21 protein-coding genes and 1 riboswitch are annotated in these 25,208 nt (G+C 46.8%); of the genes, 15 read left to right on the top strand and 6 right to left on the bottom strand.

What is annotated here, in order from left to right:
* The first annotated feature begins 3 nt into the window (after positions 1-3).
* From ACYZ97_RS09040 to ACYZ97_RS09010, 7 genes are all read left to right on the top strand, one after another.
* The gene (locus tag ACYZ97_RS09040) at positions 4-1,128 is read left to right on the top strand and encodes an ABC transporter substrate-binding protein (protein ID WP_473298255.1); all 1,125 of its coding nucleotides are present in this window, start codon (positions 4-6) and stop codon (positions 1,126-1,128) included.
* Positions 1,129-1,196: 68 nt separating this feature from the next.
* Positions 1,197-2,924 (top strand): ABC transporter permease, encoded by a 1,728-nt coding sequence (locus ACYZ97_RS09035; RefSeq protein ID WP_473298254.1) that lies wholly within the window; start codon positions 1,197-1,199, stop codon positions 2,922-2,924.
* Entirely contained in the window at positions 2,917-3,993 is a 1,077-nt protein-coding gene (locus tag ACYZ97_RS09030) for an ABC transporter ATP-binding protein (protein ID WP_473298253.1), read from the top strand. The genes ACYZ97_RS09035 and ACYZ97_RS09030 overlap by 8 nt, the downstream gene beginning before the upstream one ends.
* 12 nt (positions 3,994-4,005) lie before the next feature.
* Positions 4,006-5,208, top strand: a complete 1,203-nt coding sequence (locus tag ACYZ97_RS09025) for a CaiB/BaiF CoA transferase family protein (protein ID WP_473298252.1) — start codon at positions 4,006-4,008, stop codon at positions 5,206-5,208.
* Between the two features lies 1 nt (position 5,209).
* Positions 5,210-6,064: an HpcH/HpaI aldolase/citrate lyase family protein gene (locus tag ACYZ97_RS09020; RefSeq protein WP_473298251.1), complete on the top strand. Its 855-nt coding sequence runs from the start codon at positions 5,210-5,212 to the stop codon at positions 6,062-6,064.
* Positions 6,065-6,080: 16 nt separating this feature from the next.
* A complete protein-coding gene (locus ACYZ97_RS09015; protein WP_473298250.1) occupies positions 6,081-7,088 on the top strand; it encodes a hydroxyacid dehydrogenase in 1,008 nt (335 codons plus the stop codon).
* A gap of 17 nt (positions 7,089-7,105) precedes the next feature.
* Positions 7,106-7,783: an RraA family protein gene (locus ACYZ97_RS09010; RefSeq protein WP_473298249.1), complete on the top strand. Its 678-nt coding sequence runs from the start codon at positions 7,106-7,108 to the stop codon at positions 7,781-7,783.
* Positions 7,784-7,818: 35 nt separating this feature from the next.
* Here ACYZ97_RS09010 and ACYZ97_RS09005 read toward each other — a convergent pair whose 3' ends face one another.
* Positions 7,819-9,846 carry a flagellar hook-basal body complex protein gene (locus ACYZ97_RS09005; protein ID WP_473298248.1) on the bottom strand — a complete coding sequence of 676 codons (2,028 nt, stop codon included), beginning with the start codon at positions 9,844-9,846 and terminating at the stop codon, positions 7,819-7,821.
* 231 nt (positions 9,847-10,077) lie between these two features.
* On the bottom strand, positions 10,078-10,302 hold the full coding sequence (nrdH, locus tag ACYZ97_RS09000) for a glutaredoxin-like protein NrdH (protein WP_473298247.1): 225 nt from the start codon (positions 10,300-10,302) through the stop codon (positions 10,078-10,080).
* 199 nt (positions 10,303-10,501) lie between these two features.
* Positions 10,502-10,740: riboswitch (cobalamin riboswitch) on the top strand.
* Positions 10,741-10,872: 132 nt separating this feature from the next.
* Here nrdH and metE point away from each other — a divergent pair.
* On the top strand, positions 10,873-13,191 hold the full coding sequence (gene metE, locus ACYZ97_RS08995; RefSeq protein ID WP_473298246.1) for a 5-methyltetrahydropteroyltriglutamate--homocysteine S-methyltransferase: 2,319 nt from the start codon (positions 10,873-10,875) through the stop codon (positions 13,189-13,191).
* A 124-nt stretch (positions 13,192-13,315) separates the two neighbouring features.
* On the opposite strand, the gene ACYZ97_RS08990 is transcribed toward metE, so the two are convergent.
* Positions 13,316-14,161 carry an aminotransferase class IV gene (locus tag ACYZ97_RS08990; RefSeq protein WP_473298245.1) on the bottom strand — a complete coding sequence of 282 codons (846 nt, stop codon included), beginning with the start codon at positions 14,159-14,161 and terminating at the stop codon, positions 13,316-13,318.
* 182 nt (positions 14,162-14,343) lie between these two features.
* Between ACYZ97_RS08990 and ACYZ97_RS08985 the strand changes: the two genes are divergently transcribed.
* The 5 genes from ACYZ97_RS08985 to ACYZ97_RS08965 all read left to right on the top strand — a co-directional run bounded on the left by ACYZ97_RS08985 (position 14,344) and on the right by ACYZ97_RS08965 (position 19,930).
* Entirely contained in the window at positions 14,344-15,288 is a 945-nt protein-coding gene (locus tag ACYZ97_RS08985; RefSeq protein WP_473298244.1) for a 2-hydroxyacid dehydrogenase, read from the top strand.
* 16 nt (positions 15,289-15,304) lie between these two features.
* Positions 15,305-16,390: a dihydroorotase gene (pyrC, locus tag ACYZ97_RS08980; protein ID WP_473298243.1), complete on the top strand. Its 1,086-nt coding sequence runs from the start codon at positions 15,305-15,307 to the stop codon at positions 16,388-16,390.
* Between the two features lie 191 nt (positions 16,391-16,581).
* Positions 16,582-17,328 carry an electron transfer flavoprotein subunit beta/FixA family protein gene (locus ACYZ97_RS08975; protein WP_473300671.1) on the top strand — a complete coding sequence of 249 codons (747 nt, stop codon included), beginning with the start codon at positions 16,582-16,584 and terminating at the stop codon, positions 17,326-17,328.
* 13 nt (positions 17,329-17,341) lie between these two features.
* A complete protein-coding gene (locus ACYZ97_RS08970; protein ID WP_473298242.1) occupies positions 17,342-18,271 on the top strand; it encodes an electron transfer flavoprotein subunit alpha/FixB family protein in 930 nt (309 codons plus the stop codon).
* Positions 18,272-18,280: 9 nt separating this feature from the next.
* A complete protein-coding gene (locus ACYZ97_RS08965; RefSeq protein ID WP_473298240.1) occupies positions 18,281-19,930 on the top strand; it encodes an electron transfer flavoprotein-ubiquinone oxidoreductase in 1,650 nt (549 codons plus the stop codon).
* Positions 19,931-19,969: 39 nt separating this feature from the next.
* Here ACYZ97_RS08965 and ACYZ97_RS08960 read toward each other — a convergent pair whose 3' ends face one another.
* On the bottom strand, positions 19,970-20,860 hold the full coding sequence (locus ACYZ97_RS08960) for a LysR family transcriptional regulator (RefSeq protein WP_473298239.1): 891 nt from the start codon (positions 20,858-20,860) through the stop codon (positions 19,970-19,972).
* A gap of 88 nt (positions 20,861-20,948) precedes the next feature.
* Between ACYZ97_RS08960 and ACYZ97_RS08955 the strand changes: the two genes are divergently transcribed.
* Positions 20,949-22,118 (top strand): iron-containing alcohol dehydrogenase, encoded by a 1,170-nt coding sequence (locus ACYZ97_RS08955; protein WP_473298237.1) that lies wholly within the window; start codon positions 20,949-20,951, stop codon positions 22,116-22,118.
* A 322-nt stretch (positions 22,119-22,440) separates the two neighbouring features.
* On the opposite strand, the gene ACYZ97_RS08950 is transcribed toward ACYZ97_RS08955, so the two are convergent.
* Positions 22,441-23,937 (bottom strand): CoA-acylating methylmalonate-semialdehyde dehydrogenase, encoded by a 1,497-nt coding sequence (locus ACYZ97_RS08950; RefSeq protein ID WP_473298236.1) that lies wholly within the window; start codon positions 23,935-23,937, stop codon positions 22,441-22,443.
* A 94-nt stretch (positions 23,938-24,031) separates the two neighbouring features.
* Here ACYZ97_RS08950 and ACYZ97_RS08945 point away from each other — a divergent pair, with 94 nt between their 5' ends.
* Positions 24,032-24,916, top strand: coding sequence for a LysR family transcriptional regulator (locus tag ACYZ97_RS08945; protein WP_473298235.1), 885 nt, complete (start codon positions 24,032-24,034; stop codon positions 24,914-24,916).
* A gap of 76 nt (positions 24,917-24,992) precedes the next feature.
* Here the strand turns inward: ACYZ97_RS08945 and ACYZ97_RS08940 are convergent, their stop codons facing one another.
* Positions 24,993-25,208, bottom strand: a complete 216-nt coding sequence (locus tag ACYZ97_RS08940; RefSeq protein WP_473298234.1) for a formate dehydrogenase subunit delta — start codon at positions 25,206-25,208, stop codon at positions 24,993-24,995.

The following is a 25,208-nucleotide window of genomic DNA, read 5'->3' as shown; positions in this document are numbered from 1 at the left end:
AAAATGGTTTCACGGAGGCGTTTTCTGGGAGTTTTAGGTTTGGGAGCTTTTATTTTAGGGATGGATATACAGGCGCATGCACAAGATGTTGTTGTACCTGAAGGCTATCCAGCAGATTATGCGACGATTATTGAAGGCTCAAAAGCTGAAAAAGGGCTGATGATCTATTCCAATATGGCTGATAATAATTGGCAGCCGATTGTTGAAGGTTTCAAAAACGCCTATCCTTGGATCAAGATTGAAACACTTGATTTAGGATCGGGGACAGTCCACTCCCGTTGGGAGGCCGAGGCTGGAAGTGGTTCGCGTACAGCTGACATTCTGATTTCAGGTGCCAATGATCGCTGGGCGGCTTATGGTAATGATGGTCGCATGATGGATTATAAGAGTCCGGAAATTGATAAAATTCCGGCCTTCGGCCATCCTTATGCCGGTGTTTATGTGCTTTCAACCGATCCTCTGGTTATCACTTATAATAAATATCTACTGAGTGAAGATCAGCGCCCGACCGGATTTTCATCGCTTGTTGCGATGGTCAAACAAGATCCAGCAACCTTCAATGGCAAGGTGACAACTTATGATGCCGCCCGCAACTCATTTGGCTTGACGGCATGGTGGAATTTTATGAATGTAAAAGGAGATGCCGGTTGGAAGGAACTGGCAAGTCTTGGTCCCTCTCTTCGTGGTGAAACATCCGGTGGTCCGATGAATGAAAAAATATCAACCGGTGAATATGTGGTTGGTATTGCTGTTTCGGGGATCACAATTTTTCCTCGTCTTGAGCAGCCCGGCGGTGAATTATTAGGCTTTGCCTTTCCCGATGACGGGACCATCATGATGCAGCGCGGCATGGGTATTCCAAAACAGGCTGCTAATCCAAATTCTGCTAAGCTGTTTCTTGATTTTGCTTTAAGCCGTGAAGGTCAGACATTGATTGGTAAGGGCGGTTTGGTGCCCTATCGTGAAGATGTTGATGAGAAGGAAGTACGTTATACATTGCAGGGTATTGAAGGCCTCGTGGGTAAGGATAAGATTATCCAGGCCGGTTTTGACGCCAAATTATTGAGTGATGCCGATGGCTTCGTCAAGAAATGGGACGGCGCAATGCATGGTCAGCTGCCGCAATAATATCTGTTATCAGTTGGCGTACGATCTGCGCCAACAGTTTTGTCTTTTTCCAAGAAAACGAGAAATTTATGAGTTTGACGTCCAATACTGGTACTGATAGGCCCGTCAAAAAAGGGTTTAACCGTTCGCCTTTGATTTTTTGGGGTGTCAGTCTTTTGACATTTATCATGGTGGTTGCACCAATTGCCCCAATTTTCTATCAGGCTTTCATTGATAGGCCGCTTTATGAGGGTGGCCGCACATTGACACTTGGCAATTTTGTGCGGCTTTTTTCTGATCCCGAAATGATCAGCATTACATTCAATACAATTGTTTTTGCTGTATTGACGACAATTGTTGCGCAGATATTCGGTGCCATTATGGCTGTGATTATTGGGCGTACCAATTTGCCTGGCCGACGCTTTTTTGGAGAGGTTCTACTCTGGCCGCTTTTTGTTTCCAATCTTGTGATTGCCTTTGGCTGGCTCACCATGTATGGGCCATCAGGGTATATTACGCTGGCAATGAAAAGTCTTTTTGGTTTTGTGCCATGGAACCTTTATTCTGTTTCGGGGATGGGTATTGTTGCAGGGTTAAGTCAGGCACCATTGGCCTATCTTATGTGTTTGGGCGCTGTCACAAAAGCCGATCCTCAACTCGAAGCAGCGGCACGCTCTGCTGGTGCGGGACCTTTCCGTTCGCTTTGGTCGGTTACGGTGCCGATGATGCGTCCGGCTATGATCTATTCGGCTGTTTTAAATTTTGTTATCGGTATAGAGATGTTGGCTATTCCGTTACTGTTCGGCAGCCCTAGCAAGATCAATACTATTACTACTTTTCTTTATGACCGCGGCATTAATGCTGCTGTGCGTCCTGATTATGGACTTGTCGGTGCCGCCGCTTTTATCCTGTTGGCAATTGTTGCCTTTCTGGTTTGGCTGCAAGGTTTCTTGATGAAAGGAAGCGGTCGTTTCGTGACGGTGCGTGGTAAGGCTTCTCGTCCTTCTATTCTAGATCTTGGTGGATGGAAATGGGTCGCTTTTATTGTTATCCTTATCTATACTTTGGCGACGATTATTGCTGTTTTTGCCGGCATTTTTATGCGTTCCGGTGTCAGTTTCCTGACTCCGCTCATTCCATTCTGGAAGTTGCTGACAACAGCCAATTATGATCTTATTTTTTCAAGTGCCAATTATGTACGTTCTATCATCAATTCGGTTGTTATTTCGCTGGTTGGTGCAGCAATCGGTACATTCTTTGTTGCCGTGTTGACATTGGTTGCACGCCGTTCCGACTTCCGGTTTAATCGTACGCTTGAATATATTGCCCTCTTCCCGCGTGCCTTGCCTGGTATCATTGCCGGTTTGGGTTTTTTCTATGCGATGATCTGGATGCCGGGGCTTGATTTTATCCGCGGAACAATTTGGATTTTGATCCTTACTTTTATCATGCGTTATATCCCTATCGGATTTGGTGCGATTGCGCCTGCGCTTTCACAAATTGGCGATGAATTGGATCGTGGCTCACGTGTGGCCGGTGGTGATTGGTGGACAACAGTAACACGCATCATTTTGCCGCTTCTAAAGCCAGCGTTGTTTTCGTGTTTTGCGTTGTTATTCATTCATTTTTTCAAGGAATATGTAACCGCTGTTTTTCTTTATCAACCCGGTGCGGAAATTATCGGCACAACGATGTTGCAGCTTGTGGCGCAGGGCGATAATGGCCCGGTGTCGGCCTTGGCTGCTATTCAGGTCATATTGACTGCCACTTTTGTTCTTCTTGCCCGTTATATTCTGGGAGCTAAAATTTATGGCTGATCTCGTTCTAGACCAACTCACCATTCGTTATGGTGATGTTACCGCCGTTAATAATATTACGATCAATGCGCCTTCAGGAGAATTTCTGACTTTTCTAGGTCCTTCGGGATGTGGAAAATCGACGACCCTTTTTTCGATCGCCGGTTTGAATGAAGCAACAAGCGGCATCATTCGTATTGGTGATCGCGTATTGTTTGATGGTGCCAAAAAAATCAATATAGCACCAGAAAAGCGTGATATCGGTCTTGTTTTTCAAAGTTATGCACTTTGGCCACACAAGACTGTTGCCGAGAATCTTGCTTTTCCGCTTATCCTGCGCAAGATGGGTAAAGCGGAGCGTGATGAGCGTATCAGCGAGGCATTATCATTGGTAGAAATGATGCCCTATGCCGAGCGTTATCCGTTTGAGTTGTCGGGTGGCCAACAACAGCGTGTTGCTTTGGCACGTGCACTGGTTTATCGCCCTAGTTTGTTGCTGCTTGATGAGCCGCTTTCCAATCTTGATGCTAAATTACGTGAGCGTGCTCGTGTATGGCTACGCGAACTGCAGGAACGGCTCAATGTAACAACGATTTATGTAACGCATGACCAGTCCGAGGCGTTGGCTGTTTCTGATCGGATCGCGGTGATGAGTATGGGGCATTTGCGCCAGCTTGGTACACCAAAAGAAATCTATAATGCACCGGCCGATGCTTTTGTCGCTGACTTTATTGGTTCGTCAAATTTTATTCATGCCAGAATGACAGCACAAAATGCTAAGCAGTCAACGGTTGTACTCGCCGATCAGACAGAAATTCATGTACCTTCAGGTGAGGTCGCAGCAGATGGTTCGCTGGTTATTGCTGTGCGGCCGGAACGGTTGGAACTGGTTGATGAAAAAACGGATAATAGTTTTAAGGCCAAGGTGCAGCATATCACTTATCTGGGCGCGACCTATCAGTATGAAATGAGGGGCGCTGGTCAGGAAGTCCGTTTGCAAACGTCGCGTGAGCTTTCGATGGGGAGCGAAGTGTATGTGCGTATTCCACCGGAAGCCGCAACAGTATTCCCCTCGGATATATCAGAATAGAAAGAGTAAAAAATGTCTCAAGTTATCCATTTTGATCCTGCTGCCCAAGGTCCTTTATCGGATATTCGCGTTATAGATCTTTCGCGTCTGGTTGCCGGCAATATGTTATCATTGCAACTGGCTGATTTTGGTGCCGATGTAATTAAGATCGAGTCGCCGCAAGGCGATCCTTTGCGTGAGTGGCGTGATGGTGGGCAGTCATTTCATTGGAAAACTTATAGCCGTAACAAGCGTTCGGTTAAACTTAACCTGCGCCATGAGGGTGATATGGAGGCGTTGAAAGCACTAATTAAAACAGCCGATGTCTTTATTGAGAATTTTCGGCCTGGTACACTTGAAAAAATGGGGTTGGCACCGGATGTATTGCTTGCGCTCAATCCGCAGTTGATTGTTGTACGTATTTCAGGATTCGGGCAGACGGGGCCTTATGCCCAGTTACCGGGTTTCGGTACTTTGGTTGAAGCGATGAGTGGTTTTGCCGCCCGCACAGGCTTTCCGGATCGTGAGCCAGTATTACCACCTTTAGCACTGGCCGATATGATTGCAGGTGCTTTTGGCGCACAGGCGGTCTCTATGGCGCTTTATGCGCGGGAGAAAAATAAAAGCGGTGGTCAGGTGATTGATCTTTCATTGCTGGAGCCGATTTTTGCAACTTTAGGGCCGGAGGCTTCAATTTATCATGCGACGGGTAAGGTAAAACAACGTTCAGGCAGCGCTTCCAATACGGTTTCACCACGCAATATCTATCAGACATCGGATGGTAAATATGTTGCGCTTTCCGGTTCTACGCCGCAAGTGGCCATGCGTATATTCGATATTATCGGGCACCCGGAAATGAAAACAGATCCACGTTATGCCACCAATACCGAGCGTGTAAAACATCGTGATGAAGTTGATGCTGCTTTGAAGCCATGGTTTTTGTCGCGCACTCGTGATGAGGCATTACAGACGATGCGTGAGGCAGGTGCAACGGTTGGTCCGGTCTATGATATTGCTGATATTGTTGAAGACGAACATTTCAAGCGACGTGAAATTCTGGTCGATGTCGAGGATAAGGACAACGGTTCCGTTGCAATGCATAATATTTTGCCACGTCTTTCTAAGACGCCCGGCAAGTTTCGGCGACCAGCCCCGCAATTGGGTGAGAATACGCATGAGATTTTGACAGAAATCGGTTTTGATATAAGTCGGCTGTCAAAGGAGGGTGCTGAATAAGATGATCCGTTCTCTTCTTTATGTACCGGCATCCAATGCAAAATTTATTGAAAAATCCCATACTCGTGGTGCGGATGCCATTATTCTAGATCTTGAGGATGCAGTCGCTTTTCAGGAAAAGGAAATAGCACGGAATGCGCTTGATAGATCCGTCACGATAGCTGGACAAAGTGGAGCCAAGGTTTTTGTCCGTATTAACAATGATAACGGCCTTTCAAAGGCCGATGCGATTGCCGCTTGTCGTGCTGGTGCCTATGGACTTTATTTGCCCAAGGTCAGTACGCGCGAGGAGCTTGAACAACTTGTACAGATATTGGCACCGGTTGAAAAAGAACTGGGGCGCTCACCTCTTGTTTTTGTGCCATTAATTGAAGATCCTTCGGCTGTTTTCGATGCGCGTGATATTGCCAAGGGACCGCGCGTATTGGCGTTGAGTGCAGGGGCTGAGGATATTGCAACTGCAATGGGTGCTTTGCCGGTTCCCGAGGTCATCCGCTTACCGAAATTATTGATCCATCTGGCGGCGAAAGCGGCTGGTGTTTTATCTTTCGGTTTGCTGCGCAGTGTTTCCGACTATGGTGATCATTCTGCTATGGAGGTGGCAACAATCGAGGCACGCAATTTTGGCTTTGATGGCGCAAGTTGTATTCATCCCGCTATTATTCCCATGCTCAACAAAGCATTTTCACCCAATGAGGAAGAAGTCTTATGGGCGCAACGTGTTATTGAAGCCGGCGCGGCACACGATGAAAAAGGCGTAGGTGCTTTTACATTGGATGGAAAATTTATTGATGCGCCGATTATTGCACGTGCGCGCAATGTTTTGGCCCGCCATCGGTCTATTCATCATAAATAGTGTTCAGGAAAAGTATATGTCTGATATCAATGCAGCCAATGGAAAACGTAAAAGACGTATTCTTGTTACTCATACACAGATTGCATCGAGTGCGATCAAACTTTTGAATGATCATGATATCGATGTATATTTCTCGCCGCCCTACAATCCGTCTGAAGAGGTAGCGCGTATTGCGGCAGAACTACAGATTGATGCGTTAATGGTGCGTCAAGGCAAGATCAATGAGCAGGTCATTGCGGCTTCACCCAAGCTTAAACTGATTGTAAAACATGGTGTCGGCGTTGATAATGTTGATATCAATGCGGCTCATATACGTAATATACCGGTTTTACGATCTATGGGATCCAATGCATTGGCGGTTGCTGAACTTGCGATTTCTTTAAGTCTTGCTTTGATTAAGGAATTTCCACGACTTGATCAGGCAACCAAACAGGGGGAATGGTTGAAACCCGGATTCATCGGTCGTGATATAGCCGGATCCCATATAGGATTGATTGGTTTTGGTGCGATCGGTAAGGAAACAGCACGCCTTGCGACAGCTCTGGGGATGGATGTCAGTGTTAGTGATCCTTATGCGCGTGATGATATTATAGCGCGTGGTTATAAATTCGAGCAAAATTTTGAAGATATATTGAGGCAGGTCGATATTGTCAGTATGCATTGTCCGCTTACGCATGAGACCCGCGCCATGATTAATCATGAACGGATTGCCTTGATGAAAAAAACGTCTTTCATTGTCAATACGGCACGCGGTGGTGTGATTGATGAGAAAGCGCTGTATGAAGCTCTACGCGATGGTGTTATTGCTGGTGCCGGTCTTGACAGTTTCGCTGAAGAGCCGCCAGCAACCGATAATCCGTTATGGTCTGCACCTAATGTTATTGTCACACCACATATTGGTGGTGTCACGCATCATTCGACTGTCAGAATGGCTGAGATTGCAGCCCGTCATATTATATCTGTATTGGATGGCAATCCGCCTGATCCGGCCAGTATTGCACATCCGGCAGCCCTTGCCAGTTAAATAGAAAGGAATTTTAAATGGGTATCGGTTTTCGTATTAAAAAGAACTGGACACGGATTGATCGAGATCTGGTTACGGCATTTGCCAAACTTCCAGTTGCCAATGTCAGTGACTCGATGTCACGCATGGTAGCCGCTGGTCCAAAATTTCAGCCTTATCATAAAAATTGCATCTTGGCCGGTCCCGCATTGACGGTAAAATCACGCCCCGGAGATAATCTTATGCTTCATAAGGCGATTGATATGGCAGAGGAAGGTGATGTTATTGTTGTTGACGCCGGTGGTGATTGTACCAATTCCTTGATGGGAGAATTGATGCTAACACATGCAATTCGTAGAAAAGTGGCTGGGTTCGTTCTTTATGGTGCCATTCGTGATGTTGATGCTTTTCGTCAAAAAAATTTGCCGGTTTATGCTTTGGGTGTGACGCATCGCGGGCCTTATAAAAATGGGCCCGGTGAAATCGGTTTTGATATCGCGCTTGAAGGTATGACTATTGCGCCTGGTGATCTTATACTTGGTGATAGTGATGGTGTTGTCTGTGTGGCGCGTGACTATGCTGAAACTGTTTTACAGGCGACACAGAAAAAACATGCCGCTGAAGAACGCCAGATGCAAGAGACCGAAGCAGGGACTGTTGATCGGTCATGGGTTGATATTGCTTTGGAAAAAGCGGGTTGCGAATTTATTGACTGATAATGATACAGCAGGAAAGGTTCCCTGCTTTTTTACTAGCGTCTGAGATTGGTAATAACCTGAAAGACTTCATCGCCGGTTTGGAAAACTTTTGAATTGGCGGTGTAGTCGCGTTGGGCCTGAATCATCAGGGCCAATTCATCGCCCATCTCGACATTGGATTCTTCCAACACACCGGACATGATTGAGCCGAAGCCGTCTTCGCCCGGATAACCGGTGACCAGCTCGCCACTCTTTTCGTTGACTTCGAAAACAGTGCCGGAAAGTACGGTCAGTTCATCAGGAGAGATGACTGAACCCAGTTTGAACCGGCCTTTTTCCATAATAACACCATTGGTATAGTTGACCATAACTTCACCGCCCGTGCCGATTGTAAAGTTCTGGTAATATCCTTCCGGATGACCGTTGGATCGCAGCGATGCAATATAATCGGCGCCGGTCTGGGTCATCATATTCTGAAGGTTGAGATCAACATTGAAAACACCGCTGCCGGTTGAATCGGGAATAGCGATAGAAGGGTTAGCCAAGCCGAGCGGATTTGTAGGCTTGCCATTGGCATCAAATGTGATTGGGTACTCTTTTGTCAACAGCTGATAGGTTGCCGGTTTGGTAGAGTCATGCATTCTATAAACGCTCATCTGCCATTCATTCGGGCCTGTTTTGGTGAAGAAGGTTTCCAATTGTATGGCTTGACCATAGGGGTCATAGACCGTGACCGTCTGTTTCCGGTTATATGAGTTTGGGTCGTTAGGATTGAGTCCGTCGATATTGCTGGAGAGGTCGCTTGCTAGCTCTTTTTGAGTGAGGAGACCACCCCATGACATTTGCACTGTAAAATCATTGCCTGTTGCATCGGGGATTGTCAGCACCATACCGGAATTGGAATCGATCATACCACCGGATTCATTAAAATGGACTATCTGGCTACCGGAAAGACGAATGTAGCCGGGGGGATTGGTTGAAATATCCTGACCGTAGACATTGACTTCCCAAGTGTTGTCATCTTTTTTGGTGAAGTAGGTATCTATATTGATGGCATTCCCGTTTTTATCATATACGGTCTGGGTCGTTTTTTCATGATAGGTTGCACGATTATCTGGATCAAAGCGGCGATCTGATGTCAATTTGACGGAGCTTGATGAACCGCTTTGCGTTACATTCGCGCCAAGGTTGAAGTCGAGTGTAAAGGTATTGCCATCTTCATTTGGTATATTGAGCGACAAGTTGGCCGGTGCACCGATAAGGTTGCCGGCTGTATCAAAATTCAGGGGTTCATTTTGTAAAACCTGCTGATGGCTTCCGTCAGGCATAAGCTTCTGGATATTCATGGTCCAGCTGTCTGGAGCGGTTTTGCTCAAATAGACATCAAGTATGACATCGCGTCCCTGTCCGTCCTTGACCGTAACAGATGATTTCTCATTGTATGTTGCCGCATTATCAGGATCGAATGGTAGTGTAATCGTTGATGCTGTCTTGTCGAGTTGTATTGAAGGATTGATGCCGAGAGTTGGCATGATCGGTGTATCTTTATTGATGTTACCGGAAACATTCACCTTGCTGCTGGGGCGGGGGTTAAGTGGATGTGCCGTGTCTGTCGCCTTGAGATTCATCGACATATCGATTTTTGTCGTGACTTCACTCTCAAGCTTTTCATTGGAATCTATTTTTAATTTTTGGCCTTTTTCATCCAGAAGATAATAGCCTTGGGCATTTTGCAGATAACCGTCTTTATCTGGACGGAATGAACCGGCACGTGTCAGAAATTTTCGGCCACCTGAATCTTCGACCTGAAAGAACCCTGAGCCGTTGATCATGGCATCGCCCAATTCATGGGTAGGACGAGCGGTTCCTTGTTGGGAAATCATATGGCGGGCATGGCTATTGATGCCGCCTGATTGATAGCTGCGATAATTGTTTGGAATAACAAGGGTTGAAAACTGGACGTCGGAACGTTTGTAACCCGTGGTGGCAGAATTGGCGACGTTATCGGCAATACTGGAAAGGCGGTTTGCCTGTCCGTTCATGCCCGATACACCGGTTCGCATCATGCCATAGACGCTCATGCCGCTTTCCCCGTTTTACACTTTTACAGCCTATCTTTTATACGGATAAGCTTGCGTGAAGCTGGATATTCAAGCTCAGGCAGTATCTTCAGTATGATGCAAATAGCAAAGCGGCATATTTTTTTTACATTACACAAATGGGGCATGATGCAACGTTAAAGACGATTAAAAAGGTAATCCCCTCTTTGTCCTGATTGAGGATAGCAAGTAGCTTCCTTTGAAGTTTAGAGTCTAGTGCGGTAGTCCGTTCAGCATATCGGGACGGAAACCTGACCAGTGATTTTCTCCGGCAACGACAACCGGTACCTGCCGATAGCCTAATTGCTGGACATAGGAAAAAGCCTTTTTATCCTCTGTAATATCAACCACTTCATAATCAATACCCATATTGGCCAGTGCACGATAAGTGGCGTTGCATTGAACACATGATGGTTTGGAATAAATGGTAATGGTCATGTCGATGCTCCTGCTCTTGTGTCTCATAGACGGTTTTTGAAGGATATGACACAATATATAGATATAAAAAGTTTACAAATCGTCAATATGAAGTTTTTTGGGAGCAGAACAAGATCAATATTGCGATCTGATTTTATATCAATACATAAACATATAAGCAAATCTTTATATGATTATTGACTTTGTGAAAAGGCTATGCCAAATCATTTTTTGTCGTGGTTCTTTGTTTTAACCGACATAGCTAAGAGGGAATCCGGTATGGCATTTCTAATGGATTGGTTGATGCTGATCTTATCGCAGAATGCTAAAAGCCGGAGCTGCCCCCGCAACTGTATGTGGTGAGCCGATATCCATTGATGTCACTGAATGAAAATTCGGGAAGACGGATGAAGGCGTTGACCTGCAAGCCAGGAGACCTGCCGCGGCATGAAAAGCATGTTCTGTCTTTATGAGGAGGCAGGCGTGTTCCATTATCTACGGGCGGGGTGTCCCGGAGGTTGCCGGATGGAATATTGTATATATTCCAAATGGTGTCCGCTTACCCTTTGCCCCCTTTTATAGGGGTTTATTATGACTGGAAAAACAATAAAAACCGCATCGCTCGGCTTTCCGCGGATTGGTGCAAAACGAGAATTGAAACAGGCACTTGAATCATTTTGGCGCCATGAAATAAGTGAATCCGAACTTTTAAAAATAGCCTCCGTGCTTCGGAAAAGACATTGGCTTTTACAAAAGCGGCAGGGAATTACGATCATCCCGTCCAATGATTTTTCGCTCTATGACCATGTGTTGGATACGGCCATCATGGTTGGCGTTATGAATGAAAAGGCAGAGCTTGCAACGCCGAAAAGTTTTCTTGAGCATTATTTTTCTTTGGCCCGTGGACATGAAGAAAGTGGTGATTGCAGTTGTCATCAAGGTGAATATACAAAAGGCCGCAAGGCATTGGAAATGACCAAATGGTTTGATACCAACTATCATTATCTGGTGCCGGAGCTACGACCGCGCCAGCCATTTTCCCTAAAGTCCATAAAACCGGTAGAAGAGTTTTTGGAAGCCAGAAGCGAAGGGATTATAACCCGTCCAGTCATTCTTGGGCCGATTACATTCTTAATGCTGTCAAAATGTCGCGAGGCGGATATTGATCCGCTTAGCCTGTTACCACATCTCCTGCCGATTTATCTGCAATTGTTGCAGCAACTCAAATCGGTTGGTTGTGAATGGGTGCAGATTGACGAACCGGTTCTGGTGACAGATTTGGATGCCAATCAACGCGGTGCATTTGATTATGCTTATCGGCTTCTTACTCAAGAAAAATGCCCCCAAATTATGCTGGCAAGTTATTTTGGCGATCTGGGCGATAATATCCAGACAGCTTTGTCATTGCCGGTTGGTGGCTTACATATTGATCTTGTACGTGGTGATGATCAGCTGGATAATATCGTTGGGGGATTGCGTGATACCCAGATTCTTTCCTTGGGTGTCATCGATGGACGCAATATATGGCGTACCGATTTGCGAAAGTGGATTGAGAGACTGTCGCCGATTGTCAAGCGGTTGGGTGTAGAGCGTGTAGAATTGGCCCCCTCCTGTTCGTTGTTGCATGTGCCGATTGATTTGGCTCTTGAGACTAAACTGGATGACGAGTTAAAATCATGGCTTGCTTTTGGAACACAAAAATTGGAAGAGCTGTCTGTTCTGGCCAAAGCATTGGGAGGGCAACCCAATGATGTGCGTCAACAACTTGAAGATAATGCGGAAGCTGTTTCCAATCGGTATTCATCATTACGCATCCATCAACCGGATTTGCAAAAACATTATCAAAAGAAGCATTCCGTCAATCGTTCTTCACCCTATGGGCAACGATATAAAAAGCAATGTGATATTCTCGGTTTGCCATTGTTTCCTACAACGACAATCGGATCGTTTCCGCAGTCAAGCGATGTGCGAAAAGTACGCTCGCAATTTTCCAAAGGCGAGATCAATAAACGGGTTTATAATGACTTTTTACGTGAACGGACGCGCGATGCCATTGCATGGCAGGAAGAGGCAGGGCTGGATGTATTGGTACATGGTGAATTTGAGCGCAATGATATGGTACAGTATTTTGGTGAGCAGCTGTCAGGCTTCGCGTTTACTCAGCATGGCTGGGTGCAGAGCTATGGATCCCGTTATGTGCGTCCGCCCATTATTTATGGGGATGTCAGCCGTCCGCAAGCCATGACTGTTCAATGGTGGCAGATTGCCCAATCATTTACGCAAAAACCGGTGAAAGGCATGTTGACCGGGCCTGTGACTATTTTGAATTGGTCATTTGTACGTGATGATCAGCCGCGCGCGGATACATGCCGTCAAATTGCATTGGCGATTCGTGAAGAGGTGAAAGATTTAGAAAAAGCCGGTGCACAAATTATCCAGATTGATGAGGCGGCATTGCGTGAAGGATTGCCGCTGAGAGATAAAGACAAGGCGTATTATCTGGATTGGGCGGTTGAATGTTTCCGCCTTTGTCAAAGCACGGTACAAGATACAACGCAGATCCATACACATATGTGTTATTCGGAGTTTGACGATATCATCGCGTCTATTGCCGATATGGATGCCGATGTCATTTCGATTGAAACATCACGTTCGAAAATGGAATTGCTTGATACATTTCGCCGTTTTAATTACCCCAATGAAGTGGGGCCGGGGATTTATGATATCCATTCACCGCGTATTCCAACTGTTGATGAAATGGTCAGCCTTATTGAAAGGGCACTGTTGCGGTTGAAACCGCAACAGATATGGATCAATCCTGATTGCGGTTTGAAAACCCGCCAATGGCAGGAGGTTAAACCTGCTATTGAGAATATGGTTACCGCAGCGAGAATACTCAGGGAGAAATAAAAAAGGAAGCAGGGCCGATCCGGCCCTGCCCATGATGGCTAACAGCTGGGGAGCTGTAATATTTTAAGGTGATGTAATGTTGATGGTAAAAGGATAGCCGTTTGTATACGCTCTCCAGCGATCTTCAGTACCGTTCGGCCTGATCAATATAGAGCTTGCGTAATTGGAGCGTGGTCGGGCCGGGGGTGCCATTGCTGATTGGTCGGCCATCCAGTTCAATAACAGGTGCTGCAAAAGTTGAAGCGGAACTGATAAAGACTTCGCGTGCGGCAAAGGTTTCCTCCAGTGTGAAGGGGCGCTCTTCAATTTTGATGCCATTGACCTGGGCAAGCTTTAAAATAGCAGCGCGGGTGATGCCGGGCAAAATCGTTCCGTCTAGCGGGCGGGTGATAATGGTATTATTCTGATCGACAATATGTAAATTGGATGATGTTGCCTCGGTAATATATCCGTCTTCGATATAGACAGCATCATGAACACCCTGATTATGGGCACGTGTCTTAGCAAGAGAAGAATAGAGCAGCTGGATGGTTTTGATGTCACGATGCACCCAACGACCTTCGGGAGCAGAAATCATGCGCAGCTGCGGAACAGTTTCCAGACCCTTTTCGGCACCTGTCTGGGTAAACATGAAGAATGTCGGTTCAACAGTATTGTCGTAATGGAAATCGCGTTCAGTGACGCCGCGGGTTATCTGCAAATAAATGACACCATGCATGAGGCCATTGCGCGATATGATTTCATGGTGCAGGTTTAAAAGTGCATCGGCATCAACGTTATATTTAATGTCCAGTTTTTTGAGCGAGTTTTTCAATCGTGCCATGTGGCCGTTAAAATCAAGCAGTTTGCGGTCAAGAAAACAGGTGACCTCGTATATGCCATCGGCGAATAGGATCGAGCGGTCAAAAATGGATAGTTTGGCATCTTGTTCTTTGAGCCATCGGCCATTGAGGTAGACTATGCGATCCATGGATATATTCTCGAATATGAAAGAGAGGTACAGGATAGAAGCCTTGCCGGATATCGACAATAGGCAAGATCGGCAATGCAGATATTTTTGTGATAAAAATAACGTGCGCTTTTCATGATCATACATGGCCTTTTGTAAAAGCGGCTGGTAAAAACATAAAAGAGATATAGAAAGGAAGCCGGATGCCGCCTGCCATTGCTTTTATCAGCCGTTATGGTTCTGCTGAACGGGATGCATGGATTGCCCGTCTTGCATCTGCTATGCCGGATGAGCGTATTGTTGCCTTCGATGATTTGAGCGAGACAGACAGGCAGGCGACTGAGATTGCCATTGTTGCCAATCCGGAACCGGAAAAAGTGCGTTGTCTTGAAAATCTCAAATGGATCCATAGCCTATGGGCGGGGGTCGAGGGGCTGGTAACAGAATTGGGGCAAGATGCTCCGCCGATTGTCCGGCTGATTGATCCCAATATGTCCCATACAATGGCAGAGGCCGTGTTGACATGGTGTCTTTATCTTTCTCGTGATATTCCGGCCTATCGGGCGTTGCAGATGCAGAAATTATGGAAGCCGCTTCCATATCGTCCGGCAACATCCTTGAGGGTCGGTATTCTTGGACTGGGGACTTTGGGGCAAGCTGCAGCAAAAATGTTGAAAACACCCGGTTTCCAGCTGGTCGGATGGAGCCGTAGCCCTAAACAGGTAGAGGGTGTTGCCTGTCTGAGTGGCGAGGAAGGTTTGGAAATACTTTTAGGACAGAGCGATATTGTTGTCTGTTTATTGCCGCTTACTGATGATACGCGCGGTCTGTTGAATAAAAAACGCTTTTCACAAATGAAACAGGGCGCTGCATTGATCAATTTTGCCCGGGGGCCTATTATTGAATCGGGCGCTATGCTTGATGCGCTTGAGGCCGGCCATATATCCCATGCTGTTCTGGATGTTTTTAATAAAGAACCTTTGCCGGATACATGCCCTTATTGGCATCATCCCAATATTACCCTTTTACCGCATGTGGCAGCTGTGACGCTTCCTGAAAGTGCAGTGATGATTGTTAAACAGAATGTTGCTGCTTGGCGGCAAAGCGGCAAACTGCCGCAAACAGTTGATATGATACGTGGTTATTAGAAAAGCGAGTGAAATAATGAGCGTAAATGCCCTGTTCAACAATGGCAATATACCGCAAAATGGCGTAGAACAGAAATTGACTATTCGTAGGCCAGATGACTGGCATATCCATTTGCGTGATGGTGCCATGCTTGAGGCTGTTTTACCTTTTACGGCCAGCCAGTTCAAACGCGGTATTATCATGCCTAATCTGGTGCCACCTGTCACCCGTATCACAGAGGCAGAAAGCTATCGCCAGCGTATTCTGGCAGCCCGCCCGAAAGGCAATGACTTCCAGCCATTCATGACCTGTTATCTCACTGATCAGAGTGATGCCGATGAAATCGAGCGTGGGTTTCGAGATAAAGTCTGGATTGCGGCAAAGCTCTATCCTGCGGGTGCAACAACCAATTCGCATAATGGCGTCACTGATCTTGATAATATTACTGCTGTTTTTGAGCGTATGGAAAAGATCGGTATGCCGGTTCTCATTCATGGTGAGGTGACTGATCCTACTGTTGATATTTTTGATCGTGAAGCGATATTTATGGAAAAGACCTTGGTGCCTTTTCTCAAGCGCTTTGAAGGTTTGAAAGTCGTTGTCGAACATGCAACGACAAAAGAGGCGCTGGCTGTTGTGCGTTCTTTTGCACCACGTGTGGCTGCCACGATTACACCGCATCATCTGGTAATTAACCGCACATCGATTTTTCAAGGTGGGCTTCAACCCCATCTTTATTGTCTGCCGGTTGCCAAGCGCGAAGTTCACCGTCTTGCTTTACGACAGGCAGCAACATCGGGTGAAAGTTGTTTTTTCATCGGCACCGATACCGCCCCCCATATGAGAACTGCCAAAGAAGCAAGCTGTTGCAGTGCCGGTGTTTTTGCTGGTGCAACTGCATTGCAAACCTATGTGCAGGTTTTTGATGAAGAAGGGGCGCTTGACCGTTTTGAGGCTTTTGCTTCTTTCAATGGTGCCAATTTTCATGGATTGCCTGTTAATGAGGATACCATAACGCTGATTAAAAAAACGCAAGCTTTACAGCCGACGGTTGAAGTCGGTGATAGTGAAGTTGTTATTTTCCGCGGTGGGGAGACACTGCCATGGCGGATCGAGACATGATGACATGAGGATGCAGGTTTTGGAATGAATAGAACAAAACTGCACTAAAGGGTTCGTAAATAGTCGGATATTCTAGAAAAAAGCCTAATTTTCAAAAGGAAGCGTAGGCCTTGTCGGGTTATTTTCGTTTACAATTGGGACTCATGGATTAAAAGACACAACTCATGGATAATTATTTTGAGGAAGAACGGATGAAGATCATTGTCGGTGTAAAAAGAGTGATCGATTATAATATCAAAGTGCGTGTCAAAGCGGATAACAGTGGTGTTGAGCTTGACAATGTCAAAATGTCGATGAATCCGTTTGATGAGATTGCTCTGGAAGAGGCCGTCCGTTTGCGCGAAGCAGGTATCGCCAGCGAGGTAATCGCTGTTTCTATCGGGGCGCAGGCGGCAAGCGATGTTTTGCGTACCGCGATGGCCGTGGGGGCTGATCGTGCTATTTTGGTCAAGACAGAAGAACGGATCGAGCCTCTTAATGTCGCCAAGGCCTTGAAAAGTCTGGTTGATATTGAAAAGCCTGATTTGGTATTTCTTGGTAAGCAGGCGATTGATGATGACAGCAACCAGACGGGGCAGATGTTGAGTGCGTTGCTGGGCTGGGCACAAGCAACCTTTGCTTCAAAGGTAGAAGTCGATGACAAGCGTGCGATTGTAACACGTGAGGTTGATGGTGGGCTGCAGACAATTGAGGTCAAGCTGCCGGCTGTCATCACTGTTGATTTGCGATTGAATGAACCCCGTTATGCCTCATTGCCCAATATTATGAAGGCAAAGAAAAAGCCGATTGAAGAAAAGACATTGGATGATCTGGGCATTAATGCGGTGCCGCGTTTGAAGGTCCTGAAGGTTGAAGCGCCGGAACCGCGTCAGGCCGGGATTAAGCTCGATAGCGTGGATGAACTTGTCCGCCACCTTAAAGATGCCGATGCGATATGAAACGGAAAATAATATGAGTATTCTTCTTTTAGCCGAACATGACAACAAGACGCTTTCGGGGCAGACTGCCAAAGCTTTGACAGCTGCCGCTGCGATTAGTGGTGATATTGATATTTTGATTTGCGGTAAGGCAGCTGAATCTGTTGCCCAGGCAGCGGCTTCTTTAAAAGATGTGCGCAAGGTATTGCTTGCACAAAGCGATGCGCTGGCCCATCAATTGGCAGAACCGGTTGCGGCAACGATCCTTTCGGTCGCAGATCAATATGATACGATTATTGCCGCAGCGACAACGACAGGTAAGAATGTTATGCCGCGTGTTGCGGCACTTCTGGATGTAATGCAGATTTCCGATGTTATCGAAGTCGTCAGCCCTACGGTTTTCAAGCATCCTATTTATACCGGCAACGCAATCGAGACAGTCGAGACAAATGAACCGAAGAAGGTGATCACGGTGCGTACAACCGCCTTCAAGGCAGCCGAACAAGGCGGTAATGGAACAGTTGAAAGTGTGACAGCTGCTGCTGATCCTGATTGTTCCAGATTTGTCAGCCACGACATGGCCAAAAGCGAACGGCCTGAATTGACAGCCGCCAATGTTGTTGTTTCAGGCGGACGGGCTCTTGGCTCGGCCGAGCAATTTATCGCAGTTCTTTCGCCGCTTGCTGATAAGCTCAATGCTGCTTTAGGTGCCAGTCGTGCTGCAGTTGATGCAGGTTATGCACCTAATGACTGGCAAGTTGGACAGACGGGTAAGATGGTCGCTCCTGATCTTTATATTGCCGCGGGTATATCGGGAGCAATCCAGCATGTAGCAGGGATGCAGGATTCACGTATTATCGTTGCGATCAATAAGGATAGCGAGGCACCGATCATGCAGACTGCCGATTTTGCCATTGTCGGCGATCTTTTTGAGATTGTGCCGCAATTGACCAAAATATTGTAGGCTCTCGACATGAGTGCTGAACGTGAAAGCATGGAATTTGATGTGGTGATTGTCGGTGCAGGCCCCGCAGGCCTGTCGGCGGCCATCCGTTGCAAGCAGATTAACCCTGAGCTTTCCGTTGTTGTGCTTGAGAAGGGTGCTGAAGTTGGCGCCCATATTCTTTCAGGTGCGGTGGTGGATCCTTCGGGATTCGATGCGCTTATACCGGATTGGAAAAATGATGAATCCCATCCTTTTCATACGCCCGTCATAGGGGATGAGTTCTGGTTTTTACGAGAAACATCGGCATCCAGAATGCCCAATTTCATGTTCCCCAAATTATTATCCAACCATGGCAATTATATTGTTTCACTAGGCAATGTCTGTCGTTGGCTGGCACAACGTGCGGAAGCTTTGGGTGTTGATATCTATCCCGGATTTGCTGCGACAGAAGTCCTTTATAACGATGATGGTGCGGTCATCGGTGTAGCAACTGGTGATATGGGTGTTGAAAAAGACGGGCAGCCGGGTCCTAATTACATGCGCGGTATGGCACTTCTTGGCAAATATGTCTTGATTGGTGAGGGCGCGCGAGGATCATTAGCCAAACAGTTGATCAAGAAGTTTTCGCTTGATGCAGGTCGCGAGCCGCAAAAATACGGTATCGGGCTTAAAGAGCTTTGGGAAATTGATCCCGCTAAGCATCAGACAGGGTTGGTCCAGCATTCATCTGGCTGGCCGTTGGATGATGCGACGGGAGGCGGTTCATTTCTTTATCATATGGAGAATAATCAGGTTGCCGTTGGCTTCGTTGTTCATTTGAATTATAAAAACCCGTATCTCTCCCCTTTTGAAGAATTCCAACGTTTCAAGACCCATCCTCAAATCGCGCCACTTTTTGAAGGTGCCAAGCGGATTAGCTATGGTGCAAGGGCAATTACCGAAGGGGGCTGGCAGTCTGTACCGAAACTTGTCTTTAATGGCGGTGTTTTGATGGGGTGTTCGGCGGGTTTCGTTAATGTACCACGGATCAAGGGGGTTCATAATGCGGTTCTTTCTGCTATCGCAACAGCAGAGCATGTGACCCGCGCGATCGGCGAAGGACGTGCCCATGACGAAATTGGCGAAATCGAGACATCATGGCGTCAGGGGCCGATTGGCAAAGATCTTTATCGTGTACGCAATGTCAAGCCGCTATGGTCTAAATACGGCACGAAAATAGGGGTACGGCTGGGCGGCTTTGACATGTGGTGGCAACAGTTTTTTGGTTTTTCACTGTTTGGCACGCTGGGTCATGGAAAAGCTGATTATGCGTGTCTCGAGAAGGCATCCAAACATCAACCGATTGCTTATCCCAAACCGGATAATAAATTAACCTTCGATCGTTTGTCGTCGGTATTTTTATCCAACACACATTATGAAGAGCACCAGCCCAATCATTTGCATGTTGCTTCTATTGAGCTGCAGGAGGCATCGGAGTTAGGTGTCTTTGCCGGACCTGCAACACGTTATTGTCCGGCGGCAGTTTATGAATGTGTAGAAAAGCAGGGACGAAAAACATTTGTGATCAACGCGCAAAACTGCATCCAATGCAAAACCTGTGACATCAAAGACCCTAACCAGAATATTAATTGGACTTGTCCGCAAGGCGGTGATGGGCCTGTTTACCCGAATATGTAATGTCCGAGGTATCACTTGTGTCTTGCAAGGCTTTTATATTCAATCAAAGATATCGGCATTCTTTTGTACTTCGCTTTTGATGAAGTCGCTCATTGATCGTGAGCCGTATGTTGTTTGTCTTGCATGGGTGACAAGCCAGTAGGCACGTTTTAGTTTGAATATTTCAGGAAGAACCTTGACCAGATTTGGTTTTTGTCGGGCAATATAGGCTGGCAAGATGCATAGTCCATATCCCGATGCGGTAAACTCCATTTGCGCATGGATACTGGCACTTTGCATGTCGGCTTTAAGACCGGGGGATATTTCATGTAGATAATTGAGATCACGGGAAAAGACGAGATCATCAATGTAACCGGCAAAGCGGTGTTTGAGTATATCCTGTTTTGATGTGACCGGTTTGTCTTTCAGATATTTTTTTGAGCCGTATATATAGAGTGTATAATCGACAAGATGTGTGCTTTCGAAGTGGTGTGATTGCGGCGGATTGACAGTAATCATCAGATTGGCTTCACGATTGGATAGGGCAACAATCTGCTGGATTGTTAAGAGCTTTACCTTCAGCCTAGGAAATTGTTTTTGTATTTTAGGCAGGATGGGGGCAAGAAAAAAATTGCCGAAAGCTTCCAGACAGCTTATGCGCACTACGCCGCCTATGGTGTTTTCTCCGGCAACGGTTGCTTGAACCCGACTGGCTTCATCGGCTATTTTATCAGCACTTTCCAGAAGGCGTTCTCCCGTTAGCGTTAGGAAATATCCGCGCGGAGTGCGTTCAAATAGTCTGACACCGATATCACGCTCCAATGCATCGATACGACGAATAACCGTTGTGTGCTCTACACCCAGTTGTCTTGCTGCTGCAGAAACCGTACCGTCACGGGCGACGGCCAAAAAAAATTTTATATCGTTCCAGTCGAAATGGGAAAAAAGCATATATCATTTTCGCACATATTATGGGTGTAGTCGACAGTTTTATTGCACATATATGCACGTTAGATTTATTCCTAAACAGGAGGAAGATATGAGCTATTCACTTATTAATCCGCGTATTATACGTATTGGTGCAGGTGTGTCCCGGGAATTGCCGCATTTACTGGGCGAGCTTGGTCTTTCCCATCCGCTTATCATTACAGATAAGTATCTAGAACAAAGCGGACAGGTAGAGATTTTATGTGAATCGCTTAAGAAAAACGGGCTGAAATACGGTGTTTTCTCCGATACGGTTCCCGAGCCGACATCTCAATCGCTTGAAGGCGCTTGTGCCTTTTTACAGCAGGGCTCTTATGATTGTGTTGTCGGTTTTGGTGGGGGGAGCCCAATTGATACGGCCAAAGCGGTTGCCATATTGGCTAAACATGGCGGTACGGCACGTGACTATATGGTGCCACATATACAGGATGCTGCCGGATATCCGATTATTGCCATTCCCACAACAGCGGGAACGGGGTCGGAGGCAACCCGTTTTACAATTATCACGGATGATGTGGCAGATGAAAAAATGTTGTGCGTCGGCATGGGATTTCTTCCGATTGCAGCATTGATCGATTATGAGCTGACATTGACAATGCCGCGCCGGTTGACGGCCGACACAGGTATCGATGCATTGACACATGCTATAGAGGCCTATGTCTCGAAGAAAGCCAATCCCATGTCCGATTTGTTTGCTCTGTCGGCAATGAAATCGATCGCACCCAATCTGCGTCGTGTTTGGAATGATCCTTCCGATCGTGCTGCGCGAGAAGCCATGATGATCGGTTCAACCCAGGCCGGTATTGCCTTTTCCAATTCATCTGTGGCGCTTGTCCATGGCATGAGCCGTCCAATCGGTGCCCATTTCCATGTAGCGCATGGGCTATCGAATGCATTATTGTTGCCGACGATTACCGCTTTTTCAATCGGCGGCAATAAGCAGCGCTATGCGGAATGTGCTTACAAAATGGGATTGGTTGAAGATGGAACAGATACGGATAAGGCCTGTGCTTGCCTGATTGAAGAACTGATCAGTCTTAATCGTGATCTTGAGGTTCCTTCACCGGCCGACTGTGGTATTGATCATGCCCAATGGCTTTCGCTGTTGCCGATAATGGCTCGACAGGCTTTGGCTTCGGGTTCTCCCGGTAATAATCCGGTGGTACCGACTGCAGAACAGATTGAAGAACTTTATAACCGCGTTTGGGCACAATCACTTTAAGGCGATCTTTGTTGCAGTCATGCAGGTGGCTGCCAAGAAGGTATGTCAGATGATGGTTTGCCAAGAATAGCAGATATTGCTGCTGCATCTGACAAGAATATTGAGGATATAAATAGTTTGAGAGGGGGTAAAGCAAGAGGAGTTTCCGCTTGCGTCGAGTAGGATTTCTTTATGCTCGTTGCCCCTTTTCTTACGCTTTGATGGCCAATGGGTTACACATTGGGGCGTTGAAGCGTACAGCGTCGGCGTTGTCTTGATCGTGATAACCAATAATAAAAAAGCCCGCTAATGTAGCGGGCTTTATGTTTATGGGAGCAATATATTATTTCATCGGCGGCATGGTGAACTCGGCACCTGTGCGGATACCGGAAGGCCAGCGTGATGTTACAGTCTTGACGCGGGTGTAGAACTTGAATGCTTCAGGACCATGCTGGTTGAAGTCACCAAAGAGCGATGCTTTCCAGCCGCCAAATGAATAATAAGCGACCGGTGTCGGAATCGGTACATTGACTCCGACCATGCCGACTTCGACACGGGTGACAAAGTCACGGGCTGCATCACCATCGCGGGTGAAGATTGTTACACCGTTACCGAACATATGCTTGGTCGGAAGATCAAGTGCTTCTTCATAGTTTTTGGCGCGTGTGACGCATAAGACAGGCCCAAAGATTTCCTCTTTGTATATCTGCATGTCTGGCGTGACATTGTCGAATAGTGTTGCACCGACATAAAAGCCGTTTTCATGGCCAGCTACCTTGACGTTTCGGCCGTCAATGACAAGCTTGGCACCTTCTTTGACACCAATGTCAATGTAATTGCAGATACGCTGTTGTGCTTCTTTGGTGACGACCGGTCCAAAGTCCGATTTTGGATCCAGTGATGGGCCGACCTTAAGTGCCTGAACGCGTGGAACCAATTTTTCCATCAGGCGGTTGGCGGCATCTTCGCCAACGGGAACCGCAACAGAAATTGCCATGCAACGTTCACCGGCAGAACCGTAGGCCGCACCCAGGAGGGCATCGACAACCTGATCCATGTCGGCATCCGGCATCACGAGCATGTGGTTTTTGGCACCGCCCAAAGCTTGTACGCGTTTGCCATTGGCGGCGGCGCGACCATATATATATTGGGCAATCGGTGTTGAGCCGACAAAGCTGATCGCTTTGATATCAGGTGCATCAAGCAAAGCATCGACGGCTTCTTTATCACCATTGATAACATTAAAAATACCGGCCGGACCACCGGCTTCAATGAAAAGCTCTGCCAAACGTACGGGCACGCTCGGGTCACGCTCTGAAGGTTTGAGAATGAAAGCGTTGCCGCAGGCAATGGCAGGGCCTGCCATCCAGAGCGGAATCATTGCAGGAAAGTTGAAAGGTGTGATACCGGCGGCAATGCCCAGAGGCTGGCGGATTGAATAGGCATCAATGCCCGGGCCTGCGCCTTCGGTGAATTCGCCTTTCATTAGTTGAGGCACACCGAGGCTGAGTTCGACAACTTCCAGACCACGCTGGATATCGCCTTTGGAATCGTCGTGTGTCTTGCCGTGTTCTTTTGCAAGTGTTGTAGCAAGATCATCGATTTCAGCCTCTACGAGAGAGAGGAATTTACGTAAAACGCGCGCACGGCGCTGCGGATTTTGTGCCGCCCATGCAGGCTGTGCAGCTTTGGCTGTTTCAATTGCTTTGTTGATGTCGTCCTGATTGGCCAGATTGACCTGTGCAATAACACTACCATCCAAAGGCTGGAAAACATCTGCTTGGCGTTTGCTGGTGCCGGCATAGGCTTTACCGTTAATAAAATGTCCGATTGTTGTCATATCCATCTCCCTGTTATGATATCATCAATCTACATCATAAAAATATATATAAGAATGATTGAATTTACGCATCTGTTGTGCGTAAATATGCATTATGAATTGGGATGATATCAGAATATTTCTTGCGGTTGCCCGTTCGGGCCAGCTTTTGGCTGCTGCCCGTTCTTTGGGGGTCAACCATACAACGGTTGCGCGCCGTTTGGGTGTTTTGGAAGAGCATTTTAACACCAAGCTTGTTACACGGCGCACGACCGGAACAGAGTTGACAGAAGCGGGGGAGCGGTTGTTACAGCGTGCCGAGCAAATTGAAGCAGAAATGTTGCAGGCACAAGCAAGTATTGCTAATCAGGATATCGCTCTTAGCGGTCAGGTACGTATTGCTGCACCCGATGGATTCGGAGTTGCCTTCTTGACTCGTGAGCTTGCAGGATTAACGGTCAGATATCCAGAACTCACAATACAATTGGTTCCTGTGCCAAGATCCTTTTCTCTTTCTAGGCGAGAGGCGGACATCGCAATTACAGTTGGGCGCCCGACACAAGGGCGTTTAATTACACGAAAATTAGTTGATTATGGTCTTGGCCTTTATGCCCAGCAGGATTATATCGCGCAATTTGGCACACCGTCCGATACGCAGCAACTGATCAATGATCATCGCTTGATCGGCTATGTTGATGATTTGATCGCATCTGATTCACTGAACTATACCGATGAAATCAGCCGGAACTGGCAATCAAGGTATCAGATATCAAGTGCTTTAGGGCAGGTAGAAGCTGTTCGTGCGGGTGCGGGTATTGGTATATTGCATAGTTATATTGCGGGACAATATGATGATCTTGTTCCTGTTTTGCCGAAACTCAAGATAATGCGTTCTTATTGGCTTTCCTATCACGAGACGCTGCGCGGAATCCGCCGTATTCATGAAGTTGCGCAACACATATATGACAAGGTTGGTGAAAACAGCCATATATTTGGGTGAGGATAGCAGAACATGATTAGCTGCTACAGGCTATGCTTCGAGAAGATCTGGGAAAGCGTAAAAAGGAATTTCGGCTTTAATTTATCTCATTGATAATATGTCTGACAGAAGTATGGAGAGAATTTGCTTTGTCGCTTTTGGCGAGTGCTACAAGTCTTGTTCGCATACGTTTTTCCCAGAATTTATTGATATGATCACGCACACCATTCTTGCGTAATTCTTCCGGTTGGCTTTCAAAGAATTTTGCAATTTGGTTTGCCATCATGATTAAACGGTCGTCAGTTGAGGACAT

This window comes from Bartonella sp. bp_1, from assembly GCF_055808085.1.
The sequence above is the reverse complement of the archived record's forward strand: the minus strand, read 5'-3'. Positions and strand labels throughout refer to the sequence as shown.